This is a genomic window from Solimonas soli DSM 21787 (assembly GCF_000474945.1).
GTDB classification, from domain to species: domain Bacteria; phylum Pseudomonadota; class Gammaproteobacteria; order Nevskiales; family Nevskiaceae; genus Solimonas; species Solimonas soli.
Genome location: NZ_AXDW01000011.1, coordinates 60,980 through 80,921, shown reverse-complemented (window position 1 = coordinate 80,921; position 19,942 = coordinate 60,980). Strand labels below are relative to the sequence as shown.

15 protein-coding genes are annotated in these 19,942 nt (G+C 68.7%); all 15 read right to left on the bottom strand.

Translation table 11 applies throughout. The features are described from left to right. Positions 1-4 precede the first annotated feature (4 nt). The gene (locus K344_RS0107415; protein WP_211234491.1) at positions 5-1,852 is read right to left on the bottom strand and encodes an ABC transporter ATP-binding protein; all 1,848 of its coding nucleotides are present in this window, start codon (positions 1,850-1,852) and stop codon (positions 5-7) included. Further along, positions 1,849-3,732, bottom strand: coding sequence for an ABC transporter ATP-binding protein (locus K344_RS20680; protein ID WP_084197134.1), 1,884 nt, complete (start codon positions 3,730-3,732; stop codon positions 1,849-1,851). Before K344_RS20680 ends, K344_RS0107415 begins: the two co-directional genes overlap by 4 nt. Positions 3,733-3,760: 28 nt before the next feature. Further along, entirely contained in the window at positions 3,761-4,492 is a 732-nt protein-coding gene (locus K344_RS0107405; protein WP_028080133.1) for an ABC transporter ATP-binding protein, read from the bottom strand. A gap of 199 nt (positions 4,493-4,691) precedes the next feature. Next, positions 4,692-5,282, bottom strand: coding sequence for a nitroreductase family protein (locus K344_RS0107400; protein ID WP_028080132.1), 591 nt, complete (start codon positions 5,280-5,282; stop codon positions 4,692-4,694). 37 nt (positions 5,283-5,319) lie between these two features. Further along, positions 5,320-6,564 (bottom strand): MFS transporter, encoded by a 1,245-nt coding sequence (locus K344_RS0107395; protein WP_028080131.1) that lies wholly within the window; start codon positions 6,562-6,564, stop codon positions 5,320-5,322. Further along, on the bottom strand, positions 6,561-7,169 hold the full coding sequence (gene ssuE / locus K344_RS0107390) for an NADPH-dependent FMN reductase (protein WP_028080130.1): 609 nt from the start codon (positions 7,167-7,169) through the stop codon (positions 6,561-6,563). The genes K344_RS0107395 and ssuE overlap by 4 nt, the downstream gene beginning before the upstream one ends. 70 nt (positions 7,170-7,239) lie before the next feature. Continuing rightward, positions 7,240-7,686, bottom strand: a complete 447-nt coding sequence (locus tag K344_RS23440; protein WP_084197128.1) for a 4Fe-4S dicluster domain-containing protein — start codon at positions 7,684-7,686, stop codon at positions 7,240-7,242. Continuing rightward, positions 7,683-9,344 carry an FAD-dependent oxidoreductase gene (locus K344_RS0107380; protein WP_028080129.1) on the bottom strand — a complete coding sequence of 554 codons (1,662 nt, stop codon included), beginning with the start codon at positions 9,342-9,344 and terminating at the stop codon, positions 7,683-7,685. The genes K344_RS23440 and K344_RS0107380 overlap by 4 nt, the downstream gene beginning before the upstream one ends. A gap of 242 nt (positions 9,345-9,586) precedes the next feature. Next, positions 9,587-10,672 (bottom strand): ABC transporter substrate-binding protein, encoded by a 1,086-nt coding sequence (locus K344_RS0107375; protein WP_028080128.1) that lies wholly within the window; start codon positions 10,670-10,672, stop codon positions 9,587-9,589. A gap of 25 nt (positions 10,673-10,697) precedes the next feature. Then, a complete protein-coding gene (locus tag K344_RS20670; protein WP_051361997.1) occupies positions 10,698-12,338 on the bottom strand; it encodes an ABC transporter permease in 1,641 nt (546 codons plus the stop codon). A 13-nt stretch (positions 12,339-12,351) separates the two neighbouring features. Next, positions 12,352-14,874 carry a TonB-dependent receptor gene (locus K344_RS0107365; RefSeq protein ID WP_028080127.1) on the bottom strand — a complete coding sequence of 841 codons (2,523 nt, stop codon included), beginning with the start codon at positions 14,872-14,874 and terminating at the stop codon, positions 12,352-12,354. A 469-nt stretch (positions 14,875-15,343) separates the two neighbouring features. Then, positions 15,344-16,372 carry an ABC transporter substrate-binding protein gene (locus K344_RS0107360; protein WP_211234489.1) on the bottom strand — a complete coding sequence of 343 codons (1,029 nt, stop codon included), beginning with the start codon at positions 16,370-16,372 and terminating at the stop codon, positions 15,344-15,346. A gap of 63 nt (positions 16,373-16,435) precedes the next feature. Then, a complete protein-coding gene (locus K344_RS20665; protein WP_051361996.1) occupies positions 16,436-17,551 on the bottom strand; it encodes a sigma-54 interaction domain-containing protein in 1,116 nt (371 codons plus the stop codon). A 233-nt stretch (positions 17,552-17,784) separates the two neighbouring features. Further along, positions 17,785-17,973 carry a hypothetical protein gene (locus K344_RS23930; RefSeq protein ID WP_157622822.1) on the bottom strand — a complete coding sequence of 63 codons (189 nt, stop codon included), beginning with the start codon at positions 17,971-17,973 and terminating at the stop codon, positions 17,785-17,787. After that, positions 17,954-19,789 (bottom strand): translational GTPase TypA, encoded by a 1,836-nt coding sequence (typA, locus tag K344_RS0107350; protein WP_028080125.1) that lies wholly within the window; start codon positions 19,787-19,789, stop codon positions 17,954-17,956. The genes K344_RS23930 and typA overlap by 20 nt, the downstream gene beginning before the upstream one ends. Positions 19,790-19,942 lie beyond the last annotated feature (153 nt).

The following is a 19,942-nucleotide window of genomic DNA, read 5'->3' as shown; positions in this document are numbered from 1 at the left end:
TTCGTCAGTCGCCCGCGAACTCGTCGAAGGTAGCGTGGCTGCTCGCGTGCAGCTGTGCGTAGAGACCGCCGCGTGCGAGCAACTCGTCGTGCGTGCCCTGCTCGGCGATGCGGCCGTGCTGCAGCACGACGATGCGGTCGGCGTCGCGGATCGTCGCGAGGCGGTGCGCGATGACGAGACTCGTGCGGCCCTTGAGCAGCACCTTGAGCGCCTTCTGGATCTTGAGCTCGGTGAAGCTGTCGATGTTCGCGGTCGCCTCGTCGAGGATCAGGATGCGCGGCTGCGCGAGCAGCGTGCGCGCGAAGCTGATGAGCTGGCGCTGGCCGATCGAGAGGTTGCGCGCGCGCTGGCCGAGCTCGGTCTCGTAGCCTTCGGGCAGGCGCTCGATGAACGCGTGCGCGTGCACGGCCCTGGCCGCGGCGATGACGTCCTCGCGCGTCGCGCCGGCGACGCCGTAGCGGATGTTGTCGAGGATGCTGCCCGTGAACAGGAACGGCTCCTGCAGCACGAGGCCGACGTTGCGCCCGAGCGTGTCGAGCTTGAGATCGCGCACATCAACGCCGCCGACCAGCACCTGCCCCGACCAGACGTCGTAGAAGCGGTGCACGAGCGCGGTGATGCTGGTCTTGCCCGAGCCGGTCGGGCCCACGAGCGCGACGGTCTGGCCCGGCTCGACGCGCAGGCTGATGTCGTGCAGTACCGGCAGCTTCGGCCGGTAGCCGAAGGTCACGTTGCGCAGCTCGATCGCCGGCACGCCGTCGTCGAGCTCGCGCGCGTCGGGCTTGTCCTGGATCTGCACCGGCAGGTCGAGCACCTCGAAGATGCGTGCCGCCGCAGCCATCGCGCGCTGCGAAACCGTGTACTGCATCGACAGCGTGCGGATCGGATCGAAGAAGCGCTGCACGTAGAAGATGTAAGCGACCATCACGCCGACGCCGAGCGTGCCCTTGAGTACCGCGCTGCCGCCGGCGACGACGATGACGGCCATCGCCACGCCGGTCAGCGCGTCGACGGTCGGCACCATCAGCTGCGAGGCGCGCGAGGAGCCGACCTGCGCGTCGAGGTTCTCCTTCGCGCGCTGCTCGTAGGCGACGAGGTTGAGCGCCTCGCGGCGGTGCTCCTGCACGGTGCGGATGCCGTTGATGTTCTCGGCGAGCGCGGCGTTGACGCTCGACGAGGCATCGCGCGCGCGGCGGAAGATGCCGCGCGCCCACGGAATCCACCATGCCCGGATCAGCACGAGCACCGGCAGCACGGCGAGCGTCAGCAGGCCGAGCTCGAGATTCATCCACAGCAGCACGCCGACGATGCCGACCAGCAGGAAGAAGTCGCCGATCGCCGAGACCGAGGTCTCGAGGAATTCCTGCAGCGAGTTGACGTCGCCCTGCAGGCGCGCCATGAGGCGGCCGACGTGCGTCTGCTCGAGCATGCCGAGCGAGACGTCCTGCAGGTGCGCGTACATCGCGCGGCGCAGGTCGAAGATCACGCGCTGCGCGAGCCGCGCGGCGATCCATTCCTGATAGAAGTTGAGCACGCCGTTGGCGACGATCAGCGCGCCGAACGCGAGCAGCACGGTATCGAGCGAGAAGTGCGTCGCGCCGACCGCGCTGTCGACCGCGTAGCGCACCGTCACCGGGATCGCGACCTGCACGGCCGTGAACGCCGCGACCGCGACGATCGCCCAGATGAAGCTCGCGCGGTACGGCCGGATCAGCGCGACGAGGCGGCGCACGACCTTGCCGTCGAGGCGCCGCGCGAAGATCTCCTCGCCGCGCTCGGTGCCCTCGACCGTCGAACCGCCCATCGCGTTGCGGTCGGCATTCATGCCGCCGCCACCGCCGCCCGGCCTCATGCGCGCTTCTCCATTTCGGCGGGTAGTTCACCGGCGGCCAGTTCGACGGCAGCCGGCGCGCGCGCTGCCGCGGCACGGTTCTGCAGCGCCCACAGCTCGGCGTAGTGGCCGCCGAGCGCGACGAGCTGCGCGTGCGTGCCGCGCTCGACGACGGCGCCGTCGTCGAGCACGAGGATCTCGTCGGCGTGCTTCAGCGAGCTCAGGCGGTGCGCGATGATGATCGTCGCGCGATGCGGCGCGGCGCGCATCAATGCGCGGCGCAGCTGCGCCTCGGTGCCGGCGTCGATCGCCGAACTCGAATCGTCGAGCACGAGGATCGCCGGATCGTCGAGCAGACCGCGCGCGATCGACAGGCGCTGGCGCTGGCCGCCCGAGAGCGCGACGCCGCGCTCGCCGACGTGCGCGCCGTAGCCCTTCGGCAGCGCCGCGAGATGCGAGTGGATCTGCGCCGTCGAGGCGACCGCCTGCACGCGCAGCTCGTTGGCCTGCGGATCGGCGTAGGCGATATTGTCGCGCGCCGAGGTATCGAACAGGAAGACCTCCTGCTGCACGAGGCTCACGGCGCGGCGCAGCGAGGCCAGCGTCACGTCGCGGATGTCCTGGCCGTCGATCGTGATGCGGCCCGTGCTGACGTCGTAGAAGCGCGGAATGAGGTTCGCGAGCACCGACTTGCCGCTGCCCGGCGGGCCGACGATGCCGAGCGTGCGGCCCGGCGCGAGCTCGAAGCTCACGTCGCGCAGCGCCGGCCGCGCGCCGGGCTCGTGCGCGAAGCCGACGTGCTCGAAGCGCAGCACGCCGTCGCCGATCCGCAGCTCGCGCGCGCCCGGCGCGTCGCGCACCGCGGGCTCGGCGTCGAGCACCTCGAACAGCCGCGCGCCCGAGGACGTCGCGCGCGCGCTCGAGTTGACGATCATGCCGACCTGGCGCACGGGCTGCTGCAGGATCGTCATGAACGCGAGGAACTCGGTCAGCGTGCCGACCGTCAGCGTGCCGGCGCCGACGCGATGGCCGCCGACGTAGAGCACGAGGCCCATGGCGATGTAGTACGCGAAGTTCATGAGGCTCATCGAGCCCATGCGCACCGTGATGCGGCGATTCGCGAGCGCCAGCGCGGCCTCGGACTGCACATCGAATTTCTGCATCTCGAAGTCGTTGGCCGCGAACGAGCGCACCAAGCGCATGCCCTGCAGGTTTTCCTCCATCGTGCGCGTGAGATCGCTCATCAGCGCCTGCAGCTTCTGCCAGGTCACGCGCAGCAGCGCGCCCATGTTGCTCGCGCGCCAGACGACGAAGGGCACGAACGACAGCGCGAGCGCCGCGAGCGGCGCGTCGGTGCTGAACAGGCGCCACGCGCCGACGCCGACGAGCAGCACGAGCATGACGACGCGCAGCGCGCCCATTTCGATGAACGCGCGCACGCCTTCGAGATCGAGCATGCCGCGCGCGATCAGCTCGCCCGAATGCACGCGGTCGTGGTAGTCGAAGCTCAGGCGCTGCAGCTTCTCGAAGAACGCGAGGCGCAGGTCATAGCCGACGCGCTGCGCGATGTACTCGCCGAGGAAGCCCTGCGTGCCGGTCAGCAGGCCGCGGATCGTGTTGGCGCCGATCACCAGCAGCGCCGTCCACCACAAGGCGTGGCGCGCGGCGTCGGCGTGCGCGGCGCCGCCGGCGAGCAGCGTGTGCGCCTGATCGACGGCGTGGCCGAGCAGGCGCGGCGTGACGAGGCTGAAGATCGCCGCGCCGAAAGTGCTCGCGACGGCGAGCGCGCAGAGCCAGCGGTAGCGCAGCGAGAGGCGCAGCAGGCGGCCGAGCACGCGCGGCATCGCGCGGAGGTCGATCCGCTCCGGCGCGGCCGGATCGGAAGGCGAAACGGTATTCATCGGTTCAGTGGGGTGCAGCGTAGCGCACTCAATGGCGCAGCTCGCCGAGGACTTTTTCCTTGAGCGCCGCGAACGCCGCGTGGCCGCGCGAGCGCGGCCGCGGCAGGCGCACGTCGACGATCGTGCGGACGCGGCCCGGGCGCGGATCGAGCACGACGATGCGGTCGGCGAGATAGACGGCTTCCTCGACGTCGTGCGTGACCATGACCGTGGTGATCGACTCCTGGCGCCAGATGCGCAGCAGTTCTTCCTGCAAGTAGGTGCGCGTCAGCGAGTCGAGCGCGCCGAGCGGCTCGTCGAGCAGCAGGATCTGCGGCTTGGCGACGAGGCCGCGCGCGATCGCCGCGCGTTGCGCCATGCCGCCCGAGAGCTGCGCCGGATAGGCCTTCTCGAAGCCCTCGAGGCCGACCAGCGCGATGTGCTCGCGCACGAGCTCCCGCTTCTGCGCGGCGCTCAGCGTCTTCACCGCGTCGAGGCCGAGCAGCACGTTCTGCTCGACGTCGAGCCACGGCAGCAGGCGGTGCTCCTGGAAGACGATGCCGCGCTCGAGGCCCGGGCCCGTGACCGGCGTGTCGCCGAGCAGCACGGCGCCGCCGTCGGGCGTCTCGAGCCCGGCGATGAGACGCAGGATCGTCGACTTGCCGCAGCCCGAAGCGCCGACGACGCAGACGAACTCGTTGTCGGCGACTTCGAGCTCGATGTCGTGCAGCACCTCGAGCGGCTTGCCGTCGACCGTGAAGTGCTTGGAGACCTTGCGCAGCGCGAGCGTCGCGCGCGCGCGCGCGGCGGGCGGCGCCGGCGCGGCGCGTGGCGCGTCGGCGAACGTTCTCTCCCTCACCCCACCATCCGCTCCGCGGATGGTCCCCACCTCTCCCGCTACGCGGGCGAGGGACGTCGGCAGACCGAGGGCCGGTTCTTGATTGGGCAGCTTGAGCGAAGCCTGGCTCATGACGGGAACCTCAGGTGAATGCGAAACGGCCTTCGGAGACGATCGCGTCGAGCGGCAGCCGGCCGTTCGGCTTCTCGAGCGCGCGCAGGTCCTCGGGCAGCATCTCGACGTCGCCGACGCGGCCGACGGCGATGAAGACTTCGAGCGCGTAGACCTCGGGAATCTGCAGCGCCGTGCGCGTGCGCGCGAGGTCGAAGCCGCCCATCGCGCGCGTGCCCCAGCCGAGCAGGTGCGCCTGATGCGCGAAGTTCGACCACGCCGCGCCGGCGTCGAACGAGTGCGAGCGCGCCGGCTTTGGTCCTTCGGGCGTCTCGCGTTCCTGGCGCGAGACGAGCAGCACGAGCGCCGCCGCGCGGCTCGCCCAGATGCGGTTGCGCTCGTTGAGGAAGCCGAGGAACAGCGGCCAGTCGACGTGGTCGCGCTTGATGTAGACGAAGCGCCAGGGCTGACCATTGCCGCCCGACGGCGCCCAGCGCGCCGCCTCGAACAGCGTGTACAGCGTGGCGTCCGCGATCGCCTCGCCGGTGAACGCGCGCGCCGACCAGCGCGTGTGGAACAGCGGTTCGATCTCGTGTTGCGGCTCACGGACAGCGGCGCTCATGGGCGGTGGCTCCTGTGGATCATGCGAGGCGTTGGTTTCATTCGGCGACGGCCGGCAGCGCCGGTTCGCGCCCGCGGCGCACGGCCGGCGCGAGCAGCGCGAGCAGCACGCCGCCGAACGCGGCCGCCGCGCCGATCACCAGCGGCAGGCCGACGAGGTGCGCGGCGAGGCCGGCGACGAACGCGCCGAGCGAGGGCCCGGCGCGGAACAGCAGGCCGTACAGCGCGAGGCTGCGGCCGCGATACTCGGGCGAGGCGACGAACTGCACGAGCGATTGCAGGCCGATGTTGCTGATGACGTGCGCGGCGCCGGCGGCGAGCATGAACGCCACGGCGGCCTGCACGAACGGCGTCGCGCAGAACAGGATCAGCGCGACCGACAGCGCCGCGGTGCTGACGAGCGCGGTGCCGAACAGCTGGTCGGGCGAGCGCTGGCGCAGCATCCACAGCGAGCCGAACAGCGCGCCGATGCCCTGCGCGGTCATCAGCAGCGACAGCGTCTGCGCACCGCCCTTGAACACCGCGCCCGCGAACGCCGGCAGCAGCTCGCCGAACGGGCGCATGAGCAGCGAGAACACGGCGACGAGCAGGAACAGCGTCTTCATCTCCGGCGTGCGCAGCACGTAGCGGAAGCCGTCGAGCGCGTTGGCGAGCAGCGGCCCGCGCGTCGCCGTCGGCGCGCGATCGATCAGCGGCCGCAGATGCGCGGAGACGAGGATCATGCCGAAGTACGAGACGGCGTTGAGCGCGAACACGAAACCGGCGCTGCCATACGCGAGGATCAGGCCGGCGATCGCCGGGCCGATGCTGCGCGCGAGGTTGAAGGCGATCGAGCTGCTCGCGATCGCCTGCGACAGACGCTCGCGGCCGCCGAGCATGCCGGTCACGGTCATGCGCACGGGCTGGCCGACGCCCTGCAGCGTCGATTCGACGAGCGCGAACGCGATCAGCGCCCAGATCGACAGCAAGCCCGAGAACGCACAGGCGCCGAGCAGCGCGGCCTGCGTCATCAGCAGCCACTGCGTGCGCTGCAGGACGAAATACGGATTGTGGCGGTCGACGATCGCGCCCGACAGCGGCGCGACCCAGAGCAGCGCGATGACGTCGGTCATCGCCACCGCGCCGATCCACGCCGGCGAATGCGTGAGCTGCCACGCGAGCCAGCCGATCGCGGTCTTCTGCGCCCAGGTGCCGATCGACGACACGCCCTGGCCGACGCTGAAGACGACGAAGCGCGGCACGCCGCCGCGCTGCGTCGCCGCATTGTCCAGTGCTTCGCTCAAGACGCCACCGCGAGCGCGCCGACCGTGCGCGCCGTGACCGCCAGCGTGCGCACCACTGCTTCGGTGCGCGGCGCGGCCGACGGCAATTGCGCGACGAAGCGGCCGACGGCCTCGTCGAGACGCTCCTGCAGTTCGTCGCCGATCGCGAGCTCGCCGGGCGCCGCCCAGGCGAGCTCGCTTTCGACCGCGTAGACGCCGTCGAGCACGTGCCGCGCCTTGAGCGCGCTGAGCACGGGCCGCAGCGCGTAGTCGATCGCCAGCATGTGCGCGAGGCTGCCGCCGCTCGCGATCGGCAGCACGAGCGAGCGCGACAGGCCCTTCTGCGGCAGCAGATCGAGCAGCAGCTTGAGCGCGCCGCTGTACGCGGCTTTGTAGACCGGCGTGGCGATGATGAGTCCGTCGGCGCGCGCGACGTCTTCCTGCAGGCGCCGCACGAGCGCGTGGCGGAAGTCGGCGTAGACCAGCGCCTCGGGCGGGAAATCGGACGGATGGTAGGAGACGACCTCGCTGCCCTGCTCGCGCACGGCATGGATGACGCGCTCGAGCAGAGCGGCGGAGCGCGCGTTCGCGTGCGGGCTGCCCGACAGGGTGACGACGAAGCTCATCGGCGTTCCATCTCTTCGGTGATGCGTTGAGGAAACCCCGCCGCCCGGACGGCGACGGGGCCGTGCTGCTTCAGATGACGATCTCGCGCGCGATCGGCTTGCGCTCGCGGATATCGACGAGGCCGCGCTCGCGCGCGGTGTCGAGCGCCGCGTAGATCGCCGCGTTGGCGCCGCTCGTGTCGCGCGCGCCGAGCGGACCCGAGCCCGTGCGCTCGACCTGCTCGCCGTAGCTGTACGCGCCCGGCGCGAAACGGTCGAAGCCGACGCCGCGCCGGAAATCGCCGAGCACCTCGAGCTTGAGCACGTGCTCGTGCGTGACCGGCTGCGGCGTGCGCAGCGGACCGACGTAGAGCGCGTCGGCCGGGCAGTGCGCCTCGCAGAGGTAGCAGGTGCTGCATTCCTCCTGACGCGCGATGACCGGAAAGCCCTTGGCGCCGATGTCGAAGACGTTCGACGGGCAGAGCTCCTCGCACTTGCCGCATTGCGTGCAGCGATCCTCGAAAACCAGTTCGATCATGACGCCTTCGCCTGCAGCTGCGTGTTGCCGGACACCGGCTTGCGCTTGACCCAGATCTGGTCGACGCCGCCGGTGATGACGTGGCTGAGCTCGGACTCGACGATGACCGGATAGTCCGAGCGGCGCAGCAGGCCGCGGCTTTCCTTGCGCTCGAGCGAGCTCGTGAAGATCAGGCGAGCGGTCTGGATCAGCGAGGCCGCTTCGCGCGCGCGCACCACGGCGCGTGCGTAGTCGGCGCCGTGCAGGCGCGGATCGGCCGCCAGACCGGCGCGGATCTGCGCCCAGAGGCCGTGCGCCTTGGCGAGCGAGAGCTCCATCGTCGCGGCGTCCTTGCGGTAGAACTTGGCGACCGGCAGCACTTCTTCCTGGATGCTGGCGATGATCGCGTGCGGATCGAGGTTCGCGTCGCGGCCGCCGGTCGGGCGCAGGCCGGCGCCGCCGAGCGCGACGAGCTTGCGCGTCGCGGCCTTGGCGCCGAAGCGGCGCGCGAACAGCGTCGCCGAATGGCCGGCCCACGAACCCGTGGCGAGCGCCCAGGCCGTCGCCGGACCGGCGCCCGACTGGTTCGCGCCGACCAGCTTCTCGCGCGAGGTCGTGTCACCGGCCGCGAACAGGCCCGGCACCGTCGTCGCCGCGCCGTCGCCGACCTCGATGCCGCCGGCCGCGCGGATCGTGCCTTCGAGCAGGTGCTCGCACTCGTAGTTCTCGCTGAACGGATCTATGCGCAGATGGCGTTTGAAATACTGGAAGGTCATCGGCTGCGAGGCCTGGATCTTGCGGCGGCCCTCCTCGTCGTACTTGTCGAGCTTGACCCAGAGCTTGCCGGTCTCGATCTCGGCGATCGTCGAGCCCTTGCCGCGGCCGACGACCTGGCCATTGGCGTCGGTCATCGTCGCCGAGTTGTAGACGGCGGTCTTCGAGCAGGCGCTGCCCTTCGGCACGATCGCCCACTGCGAGCTGAACTCCATGCCCGAGAAGTGCGCGCCGGCCTCGGCCGCGAGCAGGTAGCCGTCGCCGGTATTGGTGTGGCCGCCCTGGATGCCCGAGCGGAAACCCGTGCCGCCGGTCGCGAGCACGACGGCGCCCGCGCGCACGATGTAGCTCACGCCCTTGCGGCGGTTCCAGCCCGTCGCGCCGGCGACGACGCCGTCCGACATCAGCAGCTCGAGCGCCGGGCTGTGGTCGAGGATCGTGACGTTCTCGTACTTCTCGAGCTGCGTGCGTAGGAAGTACACGGCGTCGGCCGCGCGCATGCCGCCCCAGCGCTCCTTGTTGCCGTCTTCGGTCTTCGGGAAGGCGTAGCCCCAGCGCGACATGAGGTCCTGGTTGATGAAGCTCTGGTCGTAGACCTTCTCGATCCAGGCCTCGTCGGCGAGGCCGAAGGCGATCGGCAGGCGCGCCTTGATCATGCCCTCGCGGTGCTGCGGATCGTCGGGCTTGATGTAGTAGCCGCCCGTGCCGGACGGCGACTGCGCGCCCGAGGTGCCGAAGTAGCCCTTGTCGGCGAGCACGACCTTGCTGCCGGCGCGCGCCGCGGCGAGCGCCGCCCAGGCGCCCGAGGGACCGCCGCCGACCACGAGCACGTCGGCCACGTACTGCTCGTCGAAGGTATCGAGGGTGACTTGATGCGGAAGCTGGACGACGTTGGAACTGCTCATGTGCGGACTCCTGGAATTTGCAGGCTTTCTCGGACGTTGCGGGTGTCTTGCGACGGGCTCTTCGTGACTCGGACCGTGCTGCCAAGCAGCCGCCGTGCCATTCCCGGCGGCCGCAACGAAAAGACTTTTTTCATTTTTATATCAATCACTTGCGATGACTTCCATTTTGCTCTTCGAATATGCCGGCCGGCCTTGCTGAGCGGATCGCAACAGCCGTGCGGCGGATTGCTGCGTTCAGACCATCAGCGCTTGGCGACCTGCAGCAAGGCGCCGCTCTTCGGCCAGTAGTCGGCGAGCTGCAGCTGCTGCAGGGCCGCCTGCTGGTATTGCGGCGCGAACCAGCTGCGCACGGTCGCCTCGTCCGGCGCCTTGCGGATCAGCTGGTGCGAAACGGCGAACTTGACGATCTCTACATAGGCAGCGACCGAGCTTTCGTCGAGCAGCGGATTGAAGCGCTCGCGCAGCGAGCCCTCGTAGTCTTCCTTGACGTACTGGTAGCCGATGCTGCGCGCCGCGAGAAATTGCAGCAGCGCCTCGCGGTGCGACTCCTCGGACGCCCAGTGCGAAACGTCGGTCAGCACCTTGACGACGCGGGCGACGGTATCCGGATATTTCGACGCGAACGCATCGGCGACGAGCACGCCGCTCTGGCTCGGCGCCTGCTGGAAGTCGCGCGTGCCGCCGACCAGCCGCAGCTGCTGGCGATCACGCAGGATCAGCAGATTGACGCCGCCGAACACCGCATCGACGGCGCCGGCGTTGAGCGCGACGACGGCCTCGTTGCCCTGCAGGTTGGTGATCTTGAAATCGTCGTCGCGCAGGCCGTTCGACTCGATCAGCAGCACCAGCGTTTGATGCGGATTGGTGCCCTTCTGCACGGCGATGCGCTTGCCTTTCAGATCGGCGAGCGTGCGGTATGGCGAATCGGCGCGCACGCCGAGATAGTAGTTGCCGGTGCCGCTCGAGCGCCGCGTGGCAACGATGTGCGCCGGGATGCGGTTGGCGAGGCCGATGACGTTGGGCACGCCGCCGTACGTGCCGAAATCGATCGCGCCCTGCGCGAGCGCTTCGTTCTGCGCCGGCCCGGTGCCGGAGAAGAACACCTCCTCGATCTTCGGTCCGTTCGGCCCGAACTCCTTCTCGAACAGATGCAGATACTCGGCGAGCGCTACGAGCCCGGTGCCCTGCGGCTTGCCGCCTTCGCTCTTGACGTTGGAGCCGCCCACTTCGCCGAAGCGGATGGTTTGCGGCTGCGGTTCAGCCTGCACGGCCAGCGGCAGCAGCAGGGCGGCGGCGGCGACGAGGAACGGGCGGATGAGATTGCGCATGATGTGGACCCTGGGGAAAGTGGAATCAGCCGGCGCTCTGCCAGCGGAACAGCCGGCGCTGGCCGCGGCGCAGCAGGCGGTTCATCGCGATGCCGATCAGCGAGATCAGCGTGACGCCGAGCAGCACGACATCGGTGCGGAACTGTTCCTGCGCGGCGATGACGACCGAGCCGATGCCGCCGGAAATCACGCCGATGACGTACTCGGCGCCGATCGCCGCGAACCACGCGAAGATCAGCGAGAGCTGCAGGCCGGTGACGATGCTCGGCAAGGCCGCCGGCAGGTAGATGCGCGTCAGCCGCCGCCAGCGCGACAGGCCGACGACGCGGCCGACTTCGATGAACTGATGCGGCGCGTGCCGCGTGCCCTCGTAGGCGCCCATGACCATCGGCTTGGCGGCGGCGATGGCGATGAACACGAGCTTGCACAGATCGCCGGTGCCGAACCACGCCGTCAGCAGCGGCACCCAGGCGAGGATCGCCACCTGGCGGAAGCCGTGGAAGCTCGGGCCGATGATGCGCTCGGCATGCTTCGACAGTCCCATCGCCGCGCCGAGCACGAGGCCGACGACGATGCCGGCCGAAGCACCGACCAGCAGGCGGCCGAACGTCGACAGCACGCCGCCGACAAGGCTCGCGCGAACGTCGTGGTCGAGCAGCGCGTCGAGCAGCTGCCCGAACGGCACCAGAACCAACGGGCTGACCCAGTGCTCGCGCGTCGCCAGCCACCACAGGAACAGCAGCGCGGCGGGCAGCGCGCAGCCCTGCCACTGCATCTTTGCCGGCGCACCGGCCGCGCTCGCGCTGCCGCGGCGCGTGCCGGGCTGCACCAGCGCTTCGAGTCCGCGCATCAGCAGATCGAGCGTGAACCCCGTCGCGCCGATGACGGCGATGCAGACGAGCACGATGTCGAGCTGGAAGATCTGCCGGCTCCAGGTCATCAGGTAGCCGATGCCGTCGGCCGAGGCCAGCAGTTCGACCGACACCAGCGCGACCCAGACGTGCGCGACGCCCTGGCGCAGGCCGGTGAACACCGCCGGCAGCGCCCCCGGCAGCACGACGCGGCGCAGATAGGTGCCGCGCCGCAGGCGCAGCGCCTGCGCGAGTTCGATGTGCGCGTGCGGAATCGCGCGTATGCCCTCGGACACGACCAGCGTCAGCGGGATCACGCAGGCCTTGGCCATGATGAACAGCTTGAGGCTGTCGTCGATGCCGAGCAGCATCATGAACAGGGGGATCAGCACGATCGACGGAATCTGCGCCAGCGTGCGGAAGCTCGGCCCCAGCCAGCGCTCGGCGCGCTTTGAGGCGCCGAGCGCGACGCCGAGCGTGAGGCCGAGGGCGATGCCGACGGTGGCACCCTTGACGACGCGCCACAGGCTGACGCCGAGCTGCGCCGCCAGCTCGCCGTCGGCGAGCAGGCTGAGGAAAGCCTCGAACACCGTCTGCGGGCCCGGCAGAATGTTGGCCGGCAGCCACGCGTGCGCACTCGCCCGCCACCACAGCAGCAGCACGCAGAGCGGCAGCGACAGATACTGCGCCGCCGCGGCCAGACGTCGCGGCAGCGCGGCGACGAAGGCCTGCGCATGGACGCGGCGTGGCGGCGCGCCGACGGTGCCGCCAACCGTGCCGGCGACGGAAAGCGCGGCCTGGATTTGCTTGGCCATCGTCACGTCTCCGCTAGAACTTCGCGCTCAGGTTCACGCCGACGAAGCGGCGATCGGCCCAGCGGTAGGTCACGCCGGACGTCGACGAGAAGCCCGAGGAATCGACCGCGTAGACCTTGTCGAGCAGGTTCTTGGCGAGCAGGCTGATGTCGTATTTCTCGTCGATCGTGCCGATGCCGATGGTGGCGTCGATCAGCTGCCGCGAGCTCTGCCAGCCGTACTCGTCGAGGCTGAGGCTGGCGTTCTGGCGACTGGCGTAGGCGTCGTTGACACCGGCGTGCACGATCGCCTTGCCGGCGACCGCGCTCTGGTAATCGATGCCGAGGCTCGCCGACCACTTCGGCGCGGCCGGCAGCGTCTTGCCCGAATAATCGCAGGTCGCCGGCACGGTCGCGGCGATGTCGGTGTTGCACGGCGAGTTGTCGAAGCTCGCGTACTCGGCGAGGTTGTAGGCACCGCCGAGACGCACCGTGAGGTAGCGCACCGGCGCCCACTGGCCGTCGAGCTCGACGCCGGTCAAGGTCACGCGCTTGGCGTTGCCCAGCGTCTGGCGCGTTCCGCTGCTCGACGTCGCGTCGGGGATGACGAGCGTCGTCTGGAAGTCGTGGATCTCGGTGCGGTAGAGATTCAGGTCGAACAGCACCCGGCGATCGAACAGCGTGCTCTTGATGCCGAGCTCGCCGTCGTAGGCGACTTCCGGCTTGACGATGTCCTCGGAACCGTCGTTGCTATTCCAGCTCACCGCTCCCGACTTCACGCCGCGCGCGATCGACAGATAGAGCAGAGTGTTTTCCGTTAGCTTGTAGCTCGGCGACAGCAGCGCCGACGTCGACGAGCTGCTGTCCGTTTCGGAGCGCTGCGGACCGTATTTCACCGAGCTGCCGGCCTGCCCCGTGCGGATCGCCTGCGCCGCGGCGAGTTGCGCGGCGCTGGCGCCGTTCGCGGCGGCCACCGCCGTCAGGTCGGCGCCCGGCTTCAGCGTTACGAACTCCCATGTGTTCGACTTCTTTTCCCAGGTCTCGCGCACGCCGGCGGTCAGCGTCGCGCGCTCGGTGAGATGCCAGTTCGCCTGGCCAAAAATCGCGTAGCTGTCCGTCACCGGGCGGCGCAGATTGTTGACGCCCCAGTTGTCGAGCGACAGGCGCAGCAGCTCGCGGCCGGCGGCGTCGGCGTTGAGCGTCGCGTACTGCGGATTGGTCGCGTAGAACGCGCCGGCGTCCTCGCCGAGATAGGTGCGCGACTCGTAGTTGTAGCGGTTGTGCAGAAGATAGGTGCCGATCTGATAGTCGACGCTATCGCCGATCGTCGACGACAGGCGCAGTTCCTCCGACTTCGCCTGCTGGTCGGTGCGGGCGCCGCCGCCGCGGCGGATGTCGAACGGGGTCAGGTCGAAATCGTTGTCGGCGACGAACAGATTGTCGACGTAAGCGGTGATCGACGTCAGTTCGGTGTGCTCACCGATCTTCCAGGTGATTTCCGCGGACGCCGAGTTCTGCTCATCGATCGACGGCGTCACGTAGTCGACGTCGATCTTGAACTTCTCGAACAGCGGCGTGTAGCCGCCGCCGAACCAGTCGCGCGCGAGGCGGCTCGTGAACGTCGCGCCGCTGCGCGCGGTGCCGTCGAGATAGGTCGTCGGGTCGGCGACGACCGGGCTGGCGTTGATGTTCTCGCGCGCGCGGCTGCGCGCGACGATGACGCGCGCCGTCAGATCGTCGGTCGGCGTCAGCAGGAATTGCAGGCGTCCGCCGGCGCGATTGCGGTCGTACCAGGTCGAGCGGTTCTCGTTGACGTTTTCGATGCTGCCTTCGCCGGTGTCGACGAAGAACGACGCGCGGTACGCCAGCAGGCCGTCGACGACGGCGCCGGTGCCGAAGCCGCGGATCTTGCCGTTCTTGCGGCTGCCGTAAGTGAAGTCGAGGCCGTAGTCCGACGCGAAGCTCGGCAGGCGGCTGCGGATGTTGAGCACGCCCAGCGTGGTGTTCTTGCCGAGCAGCGTGCCCTGCGGGCCGCGATCGACCTCGATCGATTCGAGATCGGCATAGTCGGTCCACGACGAGCCGACGTACGGCTGGAACACGTCGTCGACGATGACGCCGATCGGCGATTCGAATTCCTCGCCGGTGACGTTCTTGCCGACGCCGCGGATCGAGATGCTCGAGCGCCGCGAATTCAGCTCGGCCGCCTGCACATTGGTCGCGCGCCGCGCGAAGTCGCCGAGATTGACGGCGAAGTCGCGTTCGAGCTCCTTGCCGGAGATCGCCGAGATCGGCACCGGCACGTCCTGCTGCTGTTCGGCGCGGTTGCGCGTGCGCACGAGGACGGTTTCGATCTGCGCAGCGTCGGCGGCGGCGATCGCCGCCGCATCCGGCGCATCGGCGGCAGTGGCATCGTCGGCGGTGGCCGCGCCCGCTTCAGCGGCCGCCTCGGCATTGCTCGCGACGAGGGCCTCGCTGCCCGGCGCGCCGGGCTCCGGCTGCCCGGCCCCGATCGCGGACAGGGGCAGCATGGACGTCAGCAGCAGCGCAGCCTGCACGGCCTGCCGCGTGCGTCCGGGGCGTGAATCGGAAACCGCCAAACCGCTTGCATCGAACTGCTGATCACTGGACCCCACTGAAATGCTCCCAGGCATGAACATGAAGGAGCCAGCCAAATTGCAATCGATATGCCACGGGAGCCGTTTTTTTCGGAACAAGCAAATATCTATTTATATGGCTCACATCCTTATGTTTCGTATGAGTTTAGTTCGCGATTCACCTTGGGGAATAAGGTCATCCCCAGGAGAATCTCGAAATTTTTAATTTCAGGCGGAGATGGAGATGTGGAGAATGCAGCATCCTGCGCGCGAGCTGCTACATCCCAATCAGCCCGCATTCCCGTCAGTCCGAAGCGGCGAGCTGGCGAGACGCTGCGGCCGGCAATCGGCGCGCGTGCACGCAAAGAGGCCCGCACTCGGGCGGGCAATATGGAGAAGCGGGTTCGCCGGCGCAGCCAGCGCAGCCGATTCAGGCCGCGCGTGCGGTGCGTTCGCGCAGGATGGCCTGCAGCGGCTCGGTCGCGATCCACGCGCGCAGGTCGAAGTCGCCCGGCAGGAAGCCGTGCAGATAGAGGAAGCGCTGGTAGGCCGCGAGCGCGGTGATCGCCTGCTCGTCGAGGTTGGTGTGCTGGTGGCGGTGCAGGTCGTCGCCATACGCCGCTCTGACCCAGCGCTCGTCGGCGTGCGTCTCGCGTGCGACATAGGCGAGCGTCTCGGCGGGATGCGCCTCGGCCCATTCACCGGCGTCGACGACACGGCGCAGGAAGCGCTCGACGATATCGGGCCGCGCGTCGAGCAGGTGCTGGTCGACGGTCAGCGGTCGCGGCGCGCCGTGATTCGCACGCACGAACGGATCGGGATGCGCGCGGATGTCGAGCAGCACGGTCGCGCCGAGCTCGGCGACGAGCTGCGCGCCCTGCGGGCCCTTGACGTACACGGCGTCGGCGCGACATTCGCGCAGCGCGTTGGCGAGCAGCGGGTGGCGGTTGTTGAGAATGCGGTGCGTGGGCCGCGCGAGCTGCGGGCGGTCGAGCACGATGTCGAGCCAGGCGACGTCGGCCTGCGTGAGGCCGGCGATCTCGAGCGCGACGAGCGAGCCGCGCAGCGCGGCGGCACGCTCGTGGTCGACTTCGAGGCCGCGGCGGCGCGGCAGCGCGAGGCGTCGCCCCTTGAGATCGCGCAGCTTGCGGATGCCGCTGTGCGGCAGCGCGATGATGGCCTGGAATTCGTCGATCCAGTTGAGACCGATGACGCGCGTGCGTCGTCCTTCGGCGCGTGCCCACATCGCCGGCGCGCTGCCGCCCTGGCGGAACGAATGCTCGAGCGAATGATCGTAGTGCGAGCGATGCAGGCCGTCGTCGCGGCCCTCGCGCAGCGTATAGACGCCGATGCCGTCGCCACGGAACTCGTCGAGGAACCAGCCGAGCTGCGAGGCGAGGCCGAGCGGCGTCGGCACGGGCGCGCTCGTGTACCAGATCTTGTCGATCGACGCTGGCACGGTGTCATCCTGACTCATCGCTTTGCCAACCGCGGTTGTTTGGGAAGGAGGTGGCCGTTCAGTTCAGGACAGCGCACCCGTGGCGCGCACGCCGCCGACGTTGCTCCGCCCGCGTTCGCTGAGATAGCCGTGCTTGCGCAGCAACGTGCGCAACACATTGCGCGACAGGCCGAGCAGCGCCGCGGCGCGCACCTGGTTGTAATTGCTGTAACGGAACGCCTCGTCGACGATGAGTTTCTCGTATTCGTCGAACAGGTTGTCGCCGCCTTCGTCGAACAATTCCTGCAACGCGTCCTGGACGCGCTCGCGTGGCGTCGCCGTGCTGCGCGCACCGGCGACGGGCAGCGGTCGCGCGGCCTCGCTCGTGAGTTTGAGGTGCTCGGGACCGATCTCGTGGTCGGACGCGACGAGCAGCGCGAAATGCACGACGTTCTCGAGCTCGCGGATATTGCCGGGCCAGCTGTAGCTTTCGAGCGCGCGCAGCGCGGCATGGCCGAACACCTGCGGCGGCAGGCCGAGGCGCTCGCGGTAATGATTCAGGAAATGCTGCGCGAGCGGCAGAATGTCGCCGCGCCGCTCGCGCAGCGGCGGCAGCGTGAGCTGCGCGATGTTGAGGCGATAGTAGAGGTCGAGACGGAAACGGCCCGCGCGCACGGCCTCGCCGAGATCGATGTTGGTCGCGGCGACGAGGCGGATGTCGACGGGAATCGGCTTGCGCGAACCGATGCGCACGACTTCACGCTCCTGCAGCACGCGCAGCAGCTTGACCTGCAGCGACAGCGGCAGGTCGCCGATCTCGTCGAGGAACAGCGTGCCGCCGTTGGCGGCCTCGAACCAGCCTTCTCGGCGGCCTGTCGCGCCCGTGAACGCGCCCGACTCGTGACCGAACAGCTCGCTCTCGGCGAGGTTCTCGCTGATCGCGCCGCAGTTGACCGCGACGAACGGACCGTTGCGGCCGCTGAGCTGGTGGATGTGGCGCGCGAGCAGTTCCTTGCCCGTGCCCGTCTCGCCGATGATGAGCACCGGCGCCTCGCTCGGCGCGACGCGCTCGAGGTAGCGCAGCAGGCCGCGCGACACGGGGTCCGCGAAGACGAGCGCCTTCGCGCGGATCGTCACGGCTTGCGCGTTGCTGCCTTCGAGTGAAAGCAGCGTGGGACGGTGGCCCGATGCATCCGTCATGTCGGGACCTCTGGCTGACCTAAGGCTGGCTGATGGTGAATCGACTCTAAACACCGGCGCTTAGACAAAGGAAATAAGTCCGGACGCTATTCTTAGTCCGTTTTCCCTTCGGAATCTGCGTTCGCAGCAGATTGTCGGCGCGCTGTTGCGTAGCCAACAGCATTGTTGCCCTCAGCCGCCGGACGGCAGCGTGCGCACAAACAAAAAGGGCGTGCCGGAGCACGCCCTTTTCATCAATCGGCGCGCTCGGCGCGCTTGCGCTCGTGTTCCTTGAGGAACTTCTTGCGGCGAGCCGGAGAAAGCGGAATGCCTTGAATGGCATTCCGTCCGGCGAGCGCCCGGCCATGGATGGCCGGGCCGTGGTCAGATCGAGCGTTGAAGTCGCGCCAAGGATGGCATTCGTCAGTCCGCGCGATCCGCACGCTTGCGCTCGTGCTCCTTGAGGAACTTCTTGCGTACACGAATCGACGTCGGCGTCAGCTCGACCAGCTCGTCGTCGTTGATGAATTCCAGCGCCTGCTCGAGCGAGAAGCGCACCGGCGGCGTGAGGATGACGTTCTCGTCCGAGCCCGAGGCGCGCATGTTGGTCAGCTTCTTCTCGCGCAGCACGTTGACGACGAGGTCGTTGTCGCGGGCGTGGATGCCGACGATCTGGCCCTCGTAGACCTCGTCGCCCGGCGAGGAGATCATCTTGCCGCGCTCCTGCAGGTTGAACAGCGCGTAGGCCGGCACCTTGCCCTGGTCGTTGGAGATCATCACGCCGTTGTGGCGCTGGCCGATGTCGGTCGACTCGGTCTTCGGGCCGAAGTGGTCGAAGTTGTGGAACAAGAGGCCGGTGCCCGAGGTCATCGTCATGAACTGCGTCTGGAAGCCGATCAGGCCGCGCGACGGCACGATGTATTCGAGACGCACGCGGCCCTTGCCGTCCGGCACCATGTTCTGCATCTTGCCGCCGCGTTCGGCGAGGCCCTGGATGACGCCGCCCTGATTGGCTTCCTCGACGTCGGCGACCAGCGTTTCATAGGGCTCGCACAGCTCGCCGTCGATTTCCTTGACGATGACCTGCGGCCGCGCGACGGCGATTTCATAGCCTTCGCGGCGCATGTTCTCGAGCAGGATGCCGAGGTGCAGCAGGCCGCGGCCGGAGACGCGGAACTGGTCCGGCGATTCGCCCGGCTCGACGCGCAGCGCGACATTGGTGCGCAGCTCGCGCTGCAGGCGGTCACCGATCTGGCGCGAGGTGACGAACTTGCCTTCCTTGCCCGCGAACGGCGACTTGTTGACCTCGAAGATCATGCTCATGGTCGGTTCGTCGACCTGCAGCGTCGGCAGCTGCTCCGGATGCTTCGGGTCGCAGACCGTTTCCGAGATGCCGAGTTCCTCGATGCCGGTGATGGCGATGATGTCGCCGGCCTGCGCTTCCGGCACCTCGACCTTGTCGAGGCCCATGAAGCCGAGCACCTGCAGCACGCGGCCGTTGCGCACGCTGCCGTCGCGGCCGACCACGGCGACCGGCGTGTTGGTCTTGATCTTGCCGCGCTTGATGCGGCCGGTGCCGATGATGCCGACGTAGGTCGAATGCGCCAGCGAGGTGATCTGCATCTGGAACGGACCGTCGACATCGACCTGCGGCGCCGGCACCTTGTCGACGATGGTCTCGAACAGCGGCGTCATGTCGCCTTCGCGAATGTCGGCCGAATGGCCGGCGTAGCCGTTGAGGCCGGAGGCGTAGATGAACGGGAAGTCGAGCTGCTCGTCGGTCGCGCCGAGACGGTCGAACAGGTCGAAGACCTGGTCGACGACCCAGTCCGGCCGCGCGCCCGGACGGTCGATCTTGTTGAGCACGACGATCGGCTTGAGGCCCATGTTGAAGGCCTTACTTGTGACGAAGCGGGTCTGCGGCATCGGGCCGTCGACCGAATCGACCAGCAGCAGCACGCAGTCGACCATCGACAGCACGCGCTCGACCTCGCCGCCGAAGTCGGCGTGTCCGGGCGTGTCGACGATGTTGATGCGGTATTCGATGCCGGTGCGCTTGTCGGTCCAGCGGATCGCCGTGTTCTTGGCGAGGATGGTGATGCCGCGCTCACGCTCCAGATCGTTGGAGTCCATGATGCGTTCGCCGAGCTGCTCGCGCGCGTCGAGGGTATGCGACTGGCGCAGCAGCTTGTCGACCAGCGTGGTCTTGCCGTGGTCGACGTGGGCGATGATGGCGATGTTGCGAAGATTCTGAATCACGGGGCACCGAACCGGAACGACTTCCGAAATGAGGGGTTTCTGCTTCCGGCCCGACGCGGCACCGGCGTCCCGCAGCCGCAAACGCCGTCGGGACCTGAAAAAGGGCGTGAATTGTACGCGGCGGCCGATGACAGCGATAGGGCAAGTTTTGAG

Excerpts from the sequence above, each read along its gene's own strand:
- K344_RS0107415 (WP_211234491.1), bottom strand. The coding sequence starts at position 1,852 with ATGAGGCCGGGCGGCGGTGGCGGCGGCATGAATGCCGACCGCAACGCG.
- K344_RS20680 (WP_084197134.1), bottom strand. The coding sequence starts at position 3,732 with ATGAATACCGTTTCGCCTTCCGATCCGGCCGCGCCGGAGCGGATCGAC.
- K344_RS0107400 (WP_028080132.1), bottom strand. The coding sequence starts at position 5,282 with ATGAGCGCCGCTGTCCGTGAGCCGCAACACGAGATCGAACCGCTGTTC.
- ssuE (WP_028080130.1), bottom strand. The coding sequence starts at position 7,169 with ATGAGCTTCGTCGTCACCCTGTCGGGCAGCCCGCACGCGAACGCGCGC.
- K344_RS23440 (WP_084197128.1), bottom strand. The coding sequence starts at position 7,686 with ATGATCGAACTGGTTTTCGAGGATCGCTGCACGCAATGCGGCAAGTGC.
- K344_RS0107380 (WP_028080129.1), bottom strand. The coding sequence starts at position 9,344 with ATGAGCAGTTCCAACGTCGTCCAGCTTCCGCATCAAGTCACCCTCGAT.
- K344_RS0107375 (WP_028080128.1), bottom strand. The coding sequence starts at position 10,672 with ATGCGCAATCTCATCCGCCCGTTCCTCGTCGCCGCCGCCGCCCTGCTG.
- K344_RS20670 (WP_051361997.1), bottom strand. The coding sequence starts at position 12,338 with ATGGCCAAGCAAATCCAGGCCGCGCTTTCCGTCGCCGGCACGGTTGGC.
- K344_RS20665 (WP_051361996.1), bottom strand. The coding sequence starts at position 17,551 with ATGACGGATGCATCGGGCCACCGTCCCACGCTGCTTTCACTCGAAGGC.